Annotated in this window: 11 protein-coding genes and 1 pseudogene; 3 read left to right on the top strand and 9 right to left on the bottom strand. The window is 64.7% G+C overall.

Annotated features, from left to right (window positions below; all coding sequences use genetic code 11):
- Nucleotides 1-278: 278 nt before the first annotated feature.
- Entirely contained in the window at nt 279-1,988 is a 1,710-nt protein-coding gene (gene recJ, locus ACO6VM_RS06380; protein ID WP_422402928.1) for a single-stranded-DNA-specific exonuclease RecJ, read from the bottom strand.
- 31 nt (nt 1,989-2,019) lie between these two features.
- Nucleotides 2,020-2,562, bottom strand: a complete 543-nt coding sequence (locus ACO6VM_RS06385; protein WP_422402929.1) for a YaeQ family protein — start codon at nt 2,560-2,562, stop codon at nt 2,020-2,022.
- Nucleotides 2,563-2,712: 150 nt separating this feature from the next.
- On the opposite strand from ACO6VM_RS06385, the gene ACO6VM_RS06390 reads away from it, so the two are divergent.
- Nucleotides 2,713-3,912 carry a CaiB/BaiF CoA transferase family protein gene (locus ACO6VM_RS06390; RefSeq protein ID WP_153788495.1) on the top strand — a complete coding sequence of 400 codons (1,200 nt, stop codon included), beginning with the start codon at nt 2,713-2,715 and terminating at the stop codon, nt 3,910-3,912.
- Nucleotides 3,909-4,811, top strand: a complete 903-nt coding sequence (locus ACO6VM_RS06395) for a TIGR02285 family protein (RefSeq protein WP_422402931.1) — start codon at nt 3,909-3,911, stop codon at nt 4,809-4,811. The genes ACO6VM_RS06390 and ACO6VM_RS06395 overlap by 4 nt, the downstream gene beginning before the upstream one ends.
- A 136-nt stretch (nt 4,812-4,947) precedes the next feature.
- On the opposite strand, the gene ACO6VM_RS06400 is transcribed toward ACO6VM_RS06395, so the two are convergent.
- The 6 genes from ACO6VM_RS06400 to xerD form a co-directional block, all read right to left on the bottom strand.
- On the bottom strand, nt 4,948-5,229 hold the full coding sequence (locus ACO6VM_RS06400) for a DUF3509 domain-containing protein (protein ID WP_401056746.1): 282 nt from the start codon (nt 5,227-5,229) through the stop codon (nt 4,948-4,950).
- 128 nt (nt 5,230-5,357) lie between these two features.
- Nucleotides 5,358-5,747, bottom strand: a complete 390-nt coding sequence (locus ACO6VM_RS06405) for a histidine kinase (RefSeq protein ID WP_125465243.1) — start codon at nt 5,745-5,747, stop codon at nt 5,358-5,360.
- Between the two features lie 167 nt (nt 5,748-5,914).
- The gene (gene thrC, locus ACO6VM_RS06410) at nt 5,915-7,324 is read right to left on the bottom strand and encodes a threonine synthase (RefSeq protein ID WP_153788491.1); all 1,410 of its coding nucleotides are present in this window, start codon (nt 7,322-7,324) and stop codon (nt 5,915-5,917) included.
- Between the two features lie 52 nt (nt 7,325-7,376).
- Nucleotides 7,377-8,681: a homoserine dehydrogenase gene (locus tag ACO6VM_RS06415; RefSeq protein ID WP_125465245.1), complete on the bottom strand. Its 1,305-nt coding sequence runs from the start codon at nt 8,679-8,681 to the stop codon at nt 7,377-7,379.
- Between the two features lie 82 nt (nt 8,682-8,763).
- On the bottom strand, nt 8,764-9,513 hold the full coding sequence (locus ACO6VM_RS06420; protein ID WP_422402930.1) for a thioredoxin fold domain-containing protein: 750 nt from the start codon (nt 9,511-9,513) through the stop codon (nt 8,764-8,766).
- Nucleotides 9,514-9,668: 155 nt separating this feature from the next.
- The gene (gene xerD / locus ACO6VM_RS06425; RefSeq protein WP_322360062.1) at nt 9,669-10,565 is read right to left on the bottom strand and encodes a site-specific tyrosine recombinase XerD; all 897 of its coding nucleotides are present in this window, start codon (nt 10,563-10,565) and stop codon (nt 9,669-9,671) included.
- Nucleotides 10,566-10,633: 68 nt separating this feature from the next.
- Between xerD and ACO6VM_RS06430 the strand changes: the two genes are divergently transcribed.
- The gene (locus ACO6VM_RS06430; protein WP_390968260.1) at nt 10,634-12,457 is read left to right on the top strand and encodes a cation:proton antiporter; all 1,824 of its coding nucleotides are present in this window, start codon (nt 10,634-10,636) and stop codon (nt 12,455-12,457) included.
- A gap of 20 nt (nt 12,458-12,477) precedes the next feature.
- Here the strand turns inward: ACO6VM_RS06430 and ACO6VM_RS06435 are convergent.
- Nucleotides 12,478-12,879 (bottom strand): annotated as a pseudogene (locus ACO6VM_RS06435) (acyl-CoA thioesterase); the annotation flags it as partial.
- Nucleotides 12,880-12,969 lie beyond the last annotated feature (90 nt).

A 12,969-nucleotide genomic window follows, 5' to 3' on the forward strand; every position in this document is an offset into this window, starting at 1 on the left:
GCCGGAGCGAAGGGACCCCGAAGCGCAGCGTAGGGGCCGTATGATGGGAGCGAGCGGCTTTGGTTACTTTGGCCAAGACCAAAGTAACCCGCCGTAAGGGCGGAAAGGTGACTATGCGTCGACATCGTAAACGAATGCGCATACAACTACAAAAACCAACCAACCAACCAACCAACTAACCAACTAACTAACTAACTAACTAACTAACTAACTAACTAACTAACTAGCTAACTAACTAACTAACTAACTAACCAACTAACCAACCAACTAAAGGCCAGTCACCGCGCTTCCATGTGAGCAATCATCAACTGCACACTCTCATTCCCACGAAACTCATTCACATCCAACTTGTAAGCCAACTCCACCCACCGCACCGTAGGATTCGGCCAAACCTCCCGATCAATCCCAAAGGCAATCCCATCCAACCGCACCGAACCACACTCGCTCTTGAGCACCACCTTCAGATGCCGCTCACCGACAACCCGCTGCTCAACCAGCTGAAACACCCCATGGAACAACGGCTCAGGAAAGTGCTGCCCCCAAGGCCCGGCATTACGCAAAGCCCGCGCCAGATCCAGGTGAAACTCCTCCACCGCCAAGCTGCCATCGGACAGCAACCGCCCGGTCAGGTCCTCCTCCCGCAGTTGCCGCCGCACCTCTTCATCGAAGGCCTCGGCAAATGCCAGGAAGTTCTCAGCCGGCAACGACAAACCCGCCGCCATGGCATGCCCACCAAACTTGCTGATCAACGCCGGGTGGCGCGCCGCCACCGCATCCAGCGCATCACGGATATGAAACCCCGCCACCGAACGCGCAGAACCCTTGAGCATGCCCTCCCCGGCATCGGCAAAAGCGATGGTCGGGCGGTGGTAACGCTCCTTCAGGCGCGAGGCCAGAATACCGATTACCCCTTGGTGCCAATCGGCATCGAACAGGCACAGCCCATAGGGCATCGATTCAACCGGCAGGTCCTTGAGCTGCGCCAGGGCTTCGCGCTGCATACCCTGCTCGATGGACTTACGGTCCTGGTTCAGGCCATCCAGTTGCTGGGCCATGTCCAATGCCAGCGCAGCGTCATCGCACAGCAGGCACTCGATACCCAGGCTCATGTCGTCCAGGCGCCCGGCGGCGTTGAGCCGTGGGCCGAGGATGAAACCCAGGTCGGTGGAGGTGATGCGCTGATGGTCGCGGCGGGCCACCTCGAGGATCGCTTTGAGCCCGGGGCGGGCGCGGCCAGCGCGGATGCGCTCCAGGCCCTGGTGCACCAGGATGCGGTTGTTGGCATCCAGCGGCACCACGTCGGCGACGCTGCCCAGCGCGACCAGGTCGAGCAGTTCACCGATGTTCGGCTGCGGCTGGCTGTCGTAGCGGCCAAGGCTGCGCAAGCGCGCGCGCAGAGCCATCAGCACGTAGAAGATCACCCCGACGCCCGCCAGCGACTTGCTAGGGAAGGCGCAGCCTGGCTGGTTCGGGTTGACGATGGCATCGGCATCGGGCAACTGCTGGCCCGGCAGGTGGTGGTCGGTGACCAGCACCTTGAGCCCGGCCGCCTTGGCCGCCGCCACGCCTTCGACGCTGGAGATGCCGTTGTCCACGGTGATCAGCAACTGCGGCTGGCGCTGCAACGCCACTTCGACGATCTCGGGGGTCAGGCCGTAGCCGTACTCGAACCGGTTGGGCACCAGGTAATCGACATGCGCAGCGCCCAGCAGGCGCAGCCCCAGCACACCGACGGTGCTGGCGGTGGCTCCGTCGGCGTCGAAGTCGCCAACGATGAGGATGCGCTGGCGCTGATCGAGGGCTTCGACCAGCAGGTCCACCGCCGCCTCGATGCCCTTGAGCTGCTGGTACGGCAGCAGCCGGGCCAGGCCTTTGTCCAGCTCGGCTTCGGACTGCACGCCACGGGCGGCGTACAGGCGGGTCAGCAAGGGCGGCAGGTTACCCAGGAATGGCAGGGTCGACGGCAGGGGGCGGGGTTCGATACGCATGGGGTCTTCGGTAATCAGTCTAAGGGGCGGCTCAGCCGCGCTCGCCAAGCAGCCACTCCAGCTGCACTTCGTGCTGGCCGCGGTCGTCGGTGACGAAAATGGTGCCTTCGCTGATCAACACGTCCCACTTGATGGTACGTGGCATGTCGGTGGCCAGGGTCTCCAGCACCTCTTGCGGCACAGCGGCGATGTTCAGGTTCTTCAGGCCCTTGACCGCATCCCCCACCTTGGTCCGCCACACCCGCAGGCTGCCGTAGGCCAGCAGGCTGGTGCGTTCAGTGCGGCGCGAGCACCAGGTCAGGCGCTCGGCATCCGGCTGGCCGACTTCGATCCAGTGCAGGATGCGGTCGTCCAGGCTCTTTTCCCACAGTGGGGCTTCGTCGACATCCGACAGGCCACGGCCAAACGACAACTGCTCGTTGTACCAGAGGGCATAGGCCAGCAAGCGCACGGCCATGCGTTCCTCGGTCTCCGAAGGGTGACGGGCGATGGTCTGACGGACGCTCTCGTACACGCCGCGGTCGAGGTCGGTCAGATTCAGTTCGAATTTGTAGGTGGTGGACGGCTGGGCCATGGGCGCGGGGCTTCGTAGAAAAGAAAGTCGCACAGTTTAAACGATCTGGCAGACGAAGGCCCTTGTGCATCGCGAGTGCGCGGCGACAGTACCTGCCACTGCCGAGCTGTGATACAACCTGCGCTCACGCCCAGTTGCCACGGATGCCCCATGACCACGCCCAGCAAACCCCTCGCCGGCCTGAAAGTGATCGAACTCGGCACCCTGATCGCCGGCCCGTTCGCCTCGCGTATCTGCGCCGAGTTCGGTGCCGAGGTGATCAAGGTCGAGTCGCCCGACGGCGGCGACCCGCTGCGCAAGTGGCGCAAGCTGTATGAAGGCACGTCGCTGTGGTGGTTCGTGCAGGCGCGCAACAAGCAGTCGCTGACCCTCAACCTCAAGCACCCGGAAGGCCGCGAGGTGCTCAAGCGCCTGCTGGCCGAGGCCGACATCCTGATCGAAAATTTCCGCCCCGGCGTGCTGGAAAAACTCGGCCTGGGCTGGGATGTGCTGCACGCGCTGAACCCGCGCCTGGTGATGGTGCGCCTGTCGGGCTTCGGCCAGACCGGCCCGATGAAGGACCAGCCGGGCTTTGGCGCGGTGGGCGAGTCGATGGGCGGGCTGCGCTACATCACCGGTTTCGAGGACCGCCCGCCAGTGCGCACGGGGATCTCCATCGGTGATTCGATCGCCGCCCTGTGGGGCGTGATCGGCGCGCTGATGGCCCTGCGTCACTGCGAGGTGAACGGCGGCCAGGGCCAGGTGGTGGACGTGGCGCTGTACGAGGCGATCTTCGCCATGATGGAGAGCATGGTCCCGGAGTTCGACGTGTTCGGTTTCATCCGCGAGCGCACCGGCAACATCATGCCCGGCATCACCCCCTCCTCCATCCACACCACCGCCGATGGCCGCCATGTGCAGATCGGCGCCAATGGCGACGCGATCTTCAAGCGCTTCATGCAGGCCATCGGCCGCGACGACCTGGCAAACGATGCGGCATTGGCCAGCAATGATGGCCGCGACGCACGCCGCGACGAGCTATATGGGGTGATCGACCGTTGGGCCAACGGCCTGCCGCTCGACAGCGTCATGCAGGTGCTCAATGACGCCGAAGTGCCGGCCAGCCGGATATTCTCGGCCGAAGACATGTTCAGCGACCCGCAGTACCTTGCCCGCGAGATGTTCCTCCAGGCCAAGTTGCCGGACGGCAAGCCGTTCAAGATGCCCGGCATCGTACCCAAGCTCTCCGACACCCCAGGCTCTACCGAATGGGTAGGCCCGGCCCTGGGTGAGCACACCGACAGCGTGCTGGCCAGCCTGGGCTACGACGCGGCGGCCATCGCCGGCCTGCGCCAGGCGGGCACGGTCTGACTCGCGCGACAGCCTGGTGCAGGCGCCTTGCGCGCCTGCCCGTCATCCTCTGCCTGCTGCTGGCGATGCCGCTGGCGCACGCCAAGGAGCGCCTGTTCTGGCTGGTCCGTGACCTGCCGCCGTTCACCATTTTCGAAGGTGCCGAGAAGGGCCAGGGCGTAATAGACCTGATGCTGCCGAAGTTGATCGCGCAGATGCCCGAGTACGACCACAGCATCGTGCGGGTCAATCGCGCCCGGGGCATCCAGATGCTCATGGAACCGAGTTTCACCTGCGACCCGACCCTGCTCTGGACACCCGAGCGCGCCAAGTACGTGCACTTCTCCAAGCCTTCGCTGGGGGTGCTGAGCACCGGGCTGGTGGTGCGCAAGCAGGACCAGGCATTGCTGGAACCCTTCCTCGACGGCCAGCAGGTCGAGCTCAAACCCTTGCTCGACAAGACCCGGCTCAAACTGGGCATCGTCGCCGAGCGCAGCTACAGCGCGCAGGTCGACGAAATCCTGCGCCAGCTGCCCGACAGCGCCTTCAGCCGCCACTTCGGCAACGATGCGACTGCCAGCCTGCTGCAGATGCAGCAACTGGGCCGCCTGCAGCTGGTGCTCAGCTACTGGCCAGAGGCGCGCTACCTGATCGAGCAGCAAGGCGGCTCACTGGACGACTACCGCTTCTATCCCATCAGCGGCGTAAACCACTACCAGTTCCTGCATGTGGGTTGCTCGGACACACCGCAAGGGCGCGAAGCCATCGCCCACATCGACCAGTTGCTGCCGGCCCTGCGCCGCGACACCCTGCCCGCCCTGTATGCCCGCTGGCTGGACCCGGAGCTGCGCGAGGACTACCTGCAACAGGCGCGTCACTTCTTCGACGACAGCAACGGCGCCTCGGCAGCGCAGCCCTGAAGCGGGCAAAAAGAAACCCCGGCCGCTGGGGAAGACGACCGGGGTCAAGCGAAAGCCAATGCGGGCTTCCCGCGACAGCCTGACACTACCGGAGCTAAGCACCGTCAAACTGGCGTTGATAAATCTGATGCGGCTGTCAGGCAAAGGTTCCCTGGGTGGGGCGTTGATGTTGCAACGCGGCGATCACGCAGGGCTGCAGGCGGCCTTCAGCAATCTGCAGGTCACGGTGCAGGCCATCGACGAGGTCGACCAGCAACTGCTGCTCCTGCAGCTGGCGCTCAGCCACCTGGCGCTGCAAGGTAACGCCGCCGCGTGGGTCGTAGAGGGTCAGTTGGCGATTACCGCTGGCGTCGACGGCGCCAAGTGCGGCCAGGTAGGGGGTCAGGGCATCGTTGAGCAGGCTGCAGACTCTTTCCATCCGGATCACTCGCTGGCTTATGGGCATGGAGGAACTGACCGTCAGGCCTGGCGCAAAGTTCTCGGCTGCAGGCCCTTGCAGCGAGCATGCGCGGGCAACATGACAGTTTGAATGCCCTAGCCGTCCAGTTAGCCAATCGGTGCCGGCAGACGCCCAAGTGCCTTGCCCAACGCCACGGTGGACATCGGCCATGGCAGCTCGTCCAGCACCCACAACCCCAGCTTGCGGGCCTCCCGGGCCAGATCCGGGCCATTGCCTTTGCCTTGCCCGACGAACAACAGCGCCTGTGCCGCCCCTTCAGTCGCCAGGTGGCGGAACAGCGACTGCGCACTGCTGATCGGCATGTCGTGATCGAGCACCAGCACATCCACTGGCCGCTCCTGGTTCAGGCAAGCCAGGGTACCCGGCATGTCCTCGGTCAATCGCACGCTATAGACGCCCTGGGCATTGAATGCCTGGTGCAGAACAATCTGGTGGAAAGGACGGGGCTGGTGGATAAGAACCTGAAATTGATGCATGGACGTTTCCCTCGACGAGGCGCTCTGGCGGTTCGATGCCCGCACTTTAGTAGCCACTTCGACAACGCCAAACAGGAAAATTCTGAAAAGCCCGGAGAAAAAACGCAAAAAAATCCCGCGCACAAAAAAGCCCGTCCGAGGACGGGCTTTTTCAGTTGCAGCCAGGCTTACAGCGGCTTGCCGCGGTTACCGTGCTGGCTGACGAAGGCCTGTACGGCCTTCAGGTCGTTGGCCAGCACCGTGCAGCGCTCTTCGCGGCTGAACAGGTCGCTGAGGTGGGCCGGCAGCTCCAGGGCCTTGCCGACGCCGGCTTTCTCGACCGCGTCCGGGAACTTGACCGGGTGCGCGGTACCCAGCACCACCATTGGCGTATCCAGGCTGCGACGGCATTCGCGGGCGGCCTTGACGCCGATCGCGGTGTGCGGGTCAAGCACTTCACCGGTGCTGGCGAAGACTTCGGCGATGGTCTCGCAGGTCTGCTCGTCGGTCACCGCCAGCGAATCGAACAACTTGCGCGCTTCGGTCCAGCGGTCCTGGTCAACGCTGAAGCCGCCACCTTGCTTGAAGGTGTCCATCAACTCGGCGATGGCGGCACCGTTGCGGCCGTGCAGGTCGAACAGCAGGCGCTCGAAGTTCGACGAGACCATGATGTCCATCGACGGCGACAGGGTCGCGTGCAGGGTTTCCTTGACGTACTGGTTGCCGCTCATGAAGCGGTGCAGGATGTCGTTGCGGTTGGTCGCGACCACCAGTTGGCTGATCGGCAGGCCCATGTTGCGGGCCAGGTAACCGGCAAAGATGTCGCCGAAGTTGCCGGTCGGCACCGAGAACGCCACCGAACGCGCCGGGCCGCCGAGCTGCAGGGCGGCGTGGAAGTAGTAGACGATCTGGGCCATGATCCGCGCCCAGTTGATCGAGTTGACCGCTACCAGGCGGGTGCCCTTGAGGAACGACTGGTCGGCGAAGCTGGCCTTGACCATCTCCTGGCAGTCGTCGAAGTTGCCCTCGATGGCGATGTTGTGGATGTTGTCGCCGAGGATGGTGGTCATCTGACGGCGCTGCACTTCCGACACACGCTGGTGCGGGTGCAGGATGAAGATATCGACGTTGTCGCAACGGCGGCAGCCTTCGATGGCGGCGGAACCGGTGTCACCGCTGGTGGCACCAACGATCACCACGCGCTCGCCACGCTTGACCAGCAGGTGGTCGAGCAAGCGACCGAGCAGCTGCAGGGCAAAGTCCTTGAACGCCAGGGTCGGGCCGTGGAACAGCTCCATCACCCACTCGTTGCCATTGAGCTGGCGCAGCGGCGCGACGGCGGCATGGGCGAAGGAGCCGTAGGTTTCTTCGAGGATCTTCTTGAAGTCGGCGTCGGCGATGCTGCCGGCGACGAACGGGCGCATCACCCGGAACGCCAGCTCGTGGTACGGCAGGCCGGCCCAGGAAGCGATCTCTTCCTGGGTGAAGCGTGGCAGGTTCTCAGGGACGTACAGGCCACCGTCACTGGCCAGGCCGGCGAGCAGCACGTCTTCGAAATTCAGGGCCGGAGCCTGGCCGCGGGTACTGATATAGCGCATATGCAAACCTTCGGTTCTGAAGGCGGGCCGCCGTCGCGGCCCGCCGCTTGAATTAATTGAGCTGTTCGACGCGGATGCGCACGACCGGGCCAACCACGTCCTGCAGGGATTCCAGGGCGACGATGGCATCATTGATGCGCTGCTCGACCACGCCGTGGGTAACCAGGATCATCGGCACCAGGCCGTCCTGCTCCTCGGCTTCCTTCTGCATGATCGACTCGATGTTGATGCCGCGCTCCGAGAGGATGCTGGCGACCTGCGCGAGCACACCCGGATGGTCCTTGGCCTGAATGCGCAGGTAGTAGGCGCTTTCGCAGGCTTCGATCGGCAGGATCGGGTGGGCCGACAGCGAGTCCGGCTGGAAGGCCAGGTGCGGCACACGGTTCTCCGGGTCGCTGGTCATGGCGCGGACCACGTCGACCAGGTCGGCGATCACCGACGAGGCGGTTGGCTCCATGCCGGCGCCGGCGCCGTAGTACAGGGTGGAACCGGCGGCGTCACCGTTGACCATCACCGCGTTCATCACACCATTGACGTTGGCGATCAGGCGGTCGCTGGGGATCAAGGTCGGGTGGACGCGCAGCTCGATGCCTTCGGCGGTGCGACGGGCCACGCCCAGGTGCTTGATGCGGTAGCCCAGGGCTTCGGCGTAGTTCACGTCAGCGGTGGTCAGCTGGGTGATGCCTTCGGTATAGGCCTTGTCGAACTGCAGCGGGATGCCGAAAGCGATGGACGCCAGGATGGTCAGCTTGTGCGCGGCGTCGATGCCCTCGACGTCGAAGGTCGGGTCGGCCTCGGCATAGCCCAGCGCCTGGGCTTCGGCCAGCACGTCGGGGAAGGCACGGCCTTTTTCGCGCATTTCGGTGAGGATGAAGTTGCCGGTGCCGTTGATGATCCCGGCCAGCCAGTTGATGCGGTTGGCCGACAGGCCTTCACGGATCGCCTTGATCACCGGGATGCCACCGGCGACGGCGGCTTCGAAGGCGACGATGACGCCCTTCTCGCGGGCCTTGGCGAAGATCTCGTTGCCGTGCACGGCAATCAGCGCCTTGTTGGCGGTGACCACGTGCTTGCCGTTTTCGATGGCCTTGAGCACCAGGTCGCGGGCGATGGTATAGCCACCGATCAGCTCGATGACGATATCGATTTCGGGGTTGCTCGCCACGTCGAACACATCAGCGGTAATGGGGGTACCGGTAATCTGGCAGTTCGGGTTGGGCGAGCGCATGGCAATCTGTGCCACTTCAATACCGCGCCCGGCACGGCGGGCAATCTCCTCGGCGTTACGCTGAAGTACGTTGAAGGTTCCGCCACCGACGGTCCCTAACCCACAGATGCCTACTTTGACCGGTTTCACTGTGAACTCCCCATTGAACGGCCGGCACTTGCGCCGACCGTGAAACATGCCATCACCCCATGACGATGGCGTATTGAATTGATTACTTGCGCTCTGCCAGGGCCAGCTTGGCCACTTGCGGTGCCGGCTGATAGCCCGGAATCACCTGGCCGCTTTCCAGGACGATAGCGGGCGTGCCATTCACGCCGATCGACTGGCCGAGCTGGAACTGCTTGCTGACCGGGTTGGCGCACTTGGCCGCCTTGATCTCTTTACCGTCGACCATCTTGTCCAGCGCCGCGCGGCGGTCGCTGGAGCACCACACTGCCTGCAACTGCTCGTCACCCGGCGAGCCCAGGCCCTGGCGCGGGAAGGCGACGTAGCGCACTTCGATACCGCGGCGGTTGAGCTCCGGCACTTCGGCGTGCAGCTTGTGGCAGTACGGGCAGGTGGTGTCGGTGAACACGGTGATGTGCGACTTGGTCTCGCCCTTGGCCGGATAAACGACCATTTCTGCCGCCGGGATGCCGTTGATCAGCTTGGCGATGCCTTGGCGCTCGGTCTTCTCGGTGAGGTTGACCGGCTTGCCGTCCTGGATCTGGTACAGGTAGCCCTGCATCACGAACTGGCCATCGGCGCTGGCGTACAGCACGCGACCGCCCTGCAGCTTCACTTCGTACAGGCCGTTGAGCGGGCTGCTGGCAACGCTTTCGACCGGCACTTCCAGGGCCAGGTTCTGCAGCGACTTGCGGATCGCCTGCTCGGCACCGGCCGCGGGCTCAGTGGCGGCAGCGCCGGCAAAGGTACTGACCAACGCCAGGGCGGCGGCGGCAAAAATACGGGTGACACGCATGGGGGTACTCCTGAAGACGGACGGGGCCGGAGGGGCGTCGCCCACGCTTCAGAGGTGGCGAACGGTCGGCCCGTGCAACAAACCGTCCAAGCCTACCACAACAGGCCCGCGCAGAAAGGCTCCTCAGGCACCGGCAAGCGGAACATGAAGATCATTCATCCACGCGGATGGTGCTGGGCGTGCAACTGCTGCAGCCGCGCCTTGGCCACATGGGTGTAGATCTGCGTGGTGGACAGGTCGCTGTGGCCCAGCAGCATCTGCACCACGCGCAGGTCGGCACCGTGGTTGAGCAGGTGCGTGGCGAACGCGTGGCGCAGGGTATGCGGCGACAGCGGCTTGTCGATACCGGCCACCCGCGCCTGGTGCTTGATACGGTGCCAGAAGGTCTGGCGGGTCATCTGCTCACCGCGCAGGCTAGGGAACAGCACATCACTGGGGCGACCATTGAGCAGCTCGGCTCGGCCATCGCGCAGGTAGCGCTCGATCCACACCACCGCCTCTTCGCCCATCGGCACCAGGCGCTCCTTGCTGCCCTTGCCCATCACCCGCAGCACGCCCTGGCGCAGGTTGACCTGGTCGAGCGTGAGGCTGACCAGCTCGGTCACCCGCAGGCCGCAGGCGTACAGCACTTCGAGCATGGCCCGATCACGCTGGCCGATGGCTTCGCCCAGGTCCGGCGCCTGCAGCAGCGCCTCGACATCGGCTTCCGACAGCGACTTTGGCAGCGGGCGCCCCAATTGCGGCATGTCCACCTGCAGGGTCGGGTCGACGGCGATCAGTCGCTCGCGCAGCAGGTAGCGGAAGAACCCCCGCACGCCAGAGAGAAATCGCGCCGTGGAGCGAGGTTTGTAGCCTTGGTCGAAACGCCAGGCGAGATGATCGAGGATCAGCTCGCGACCGGCATCGGGCAGCGCCACCCCGTGCTCCTGCAACCAGCCATTGAACAAGGCCAGGTCACTGCGGTAAGAGGCGCGGGTATTGTCGGAAAGCCCCTTTTCCAGCCACAGGGCATCGAGGAACTGGTCAATCAGGGGGTGGTCGAGGGCGGGCATGAAGACTCGGTGGCAAACGGCGAAATGGCGCTTAGTCTTTCATAACGGCGCACGCATAGGGAGCCCGCATGAGCGAACAGCAGATTCTTCTGAGTTTCGGTGGCATCGGCGCCGCCGCCCTCGCCTGCCAGTGGCTGGCCTGGCGCCTGAAGCTGCCGGCGATCCTGTTCCTGCTGCTGTCCGGCATACTCGCCGGGCCTGTGCTGGGCTGGCTGCAGCCACAAGCGCTGTTTGGCCCGCTGCTGATGCCACTGGTGTCGCTGGCCGTGGCCCTGATCCTGTTCGAGGGCAGCCTGACCCTGCATGTCTCGCAATGGCGCGAGATCGGCAGCGTGGTCCACCGCCTGGTCACGGTCGGCGCCCTGAGTACCTGGCTGGTGATCGCCGTGGCCACTCACTGGCTGCTGGGCTTCGACTGGCCGCTGGCGATCCTGTTCGGCACCCTGACGCTGGTCACCGGGCCCACCGTGATCGTGCCCATGCTGCGCGTGGTGCGGCCCAAAGCGACCATCGCCAACATCCTGCGCTGGGAAGGCATCGTCATCGACCCGATCGGCGCGCTGCTGGCGGTGGTGGTGTACAGCTTCATCATCGCCCGCAGCGACGGTGACGGGCTGATCCAGAGCCTGGGCACCTTCGCCGGGGTGATCTTCTGCGGCGGCGCCCTGGGCGCCGCCGGGGGCTGGCTGCTGGGGCAGATCATGCGCGCCCAGTGGCTGCCGGAATACCTGCACAACCTGGCCTCGCTGGCCGCGGTGCTGGGCATCTTCATCGCCGCCAACCAGATCGTCCACGAGTCCGGGCTGCTGGCCGTGACGGTGATGGGCATGTGGCTGGCCAACATGCCAGGGGTGGATGTGCGGCAGATCCTGCACTTCAAGGAAAACCTCAGCGTGCTGCTGATCTCCGGCCTGTTCATCCTCCTGGCCGCACGCCTGGACCTGCATGCCATGCTCGGCTTGGGCCCCGCAGTACTCGCCCTGCTGCTGGTGATCCAGTTGCTGGCGCGGCCGCTGAACGTGTTCATCTCGACCTTGGGCTCCACCTTGAGCTGGCGCGAACGTGCGTTGCTGGCCTGGATCGCCCCGCGCGGCATCGTCGCGGCGGCGGTATCGGCGATCTTCGCCATCCGCCTGCATGAGGCCGGCCACGAGGGGGCGCTGCTGCTGGTGCCACTGACCTTCGCCGTGATCATCGGTACCGTGGTCCTGCAGAGCGCTACCGCGAGGCCCCTGGCGCGCCTGCTCAAGGTCGCCGAGCCCGCCCCCAGCGGGTTTCTCATGGTGGGTGCCAACCCGCCGGCCCGGGCCATTGCCAAGGCGTTGCAGCAACTTGGCTGCCGCGTGCTGCTGACCGATTCGAGCTGGGAGAACATCCGTGCCGCGCGCATGGACAACCTGCCCACCTACTTCGGCAACCCGGCCTCGCAACATGCCGACGCGCACCTGGACCTGGTAGGCCTGGGCCATCTGCTCGGCCTGTCACCGGCAGGGGAAATCAACGCCCTGGCCTGCGCGCGGTTCCGCCACGATTTCGGCCATGGCCGGCTGTTCGTGCTGGCCAGCGGCCTGGAGAAACAGCGCAGCGACAAGCACCGGGCCAGCGAGGAGCATCGGGGCCAGCCACTGGGCTCCAGCGCGCTGACCTACAACCAACTGGCCACCCTGCTGAATCAGGGGGCAGAGCTGTACAGCACGACCCTGACCGAGGCTTTCAACTGGGATGCCTACCGGCAATTGCACGGTGAGCGTGCGACATTGATGTTCGCCCGTGACAACCACGGCTGGGTGCATGTGGCCACCCCGGAACACCCGCTGCAGCCGCAGCCGGGCTGGACGCTGGTGGCGCTGATAGAGCCTGAAAATAAAGCACAGGCTGAAGGGGCAGCGTAATTCGTGTGGGAGCCGGCCTGCGGCAGCACCGGCACCGGGCGCTTGTCCTCGTCGATGGCGACGAAGCTGAACACCCCATGAATCGCGCGTTCGCGGCCATCGAGGTACATGTTCTCGACGAACACATCCACCTGCACCTGCAGGCTGGTGTTCCCGACCTTGATCACGCTACCCACCAGCTCGACGATCGAGCCCGCCGGGATCGGGTGCTTGAAGTCGATGCGGTCGGTGGACACGGTCACCAGCGGCAAGCGGCAAAAACGCGTGGCGGCGATGAACGACACTTCGTCCATCCACGCCAGGGCCGTACCGCCGAACAGGGTGTTGTGGTGGTTGGTGGTGTTGGGGAACACCGCCTTGGTCACACGGGTCTCCGACAGTTCGGTTCGGCGCTGGATTTCCTGGTCTCGGGAGGTGGTCATGAGGGGCTCGCAAAGGTGATGGGGCTGGCGGCCTCATCGCGGGGCAAGCCCGCTCCCACGCGGCAGTGCAAGGTTCGTGGGAGCGGGCTT

This window comes from Pseudomonas sp. GZD-209, from assembly GCF_049310485.1.
In the GTDB taxonomy this organism is placed as follows: domain Bacteria; phylum Pseudomonadota; class Gammaproteobacteria; order Pseudomonadales; family Pseudomonadaceae; genus Aquipseudomonas; species Aquipseudomonas sichuanensis.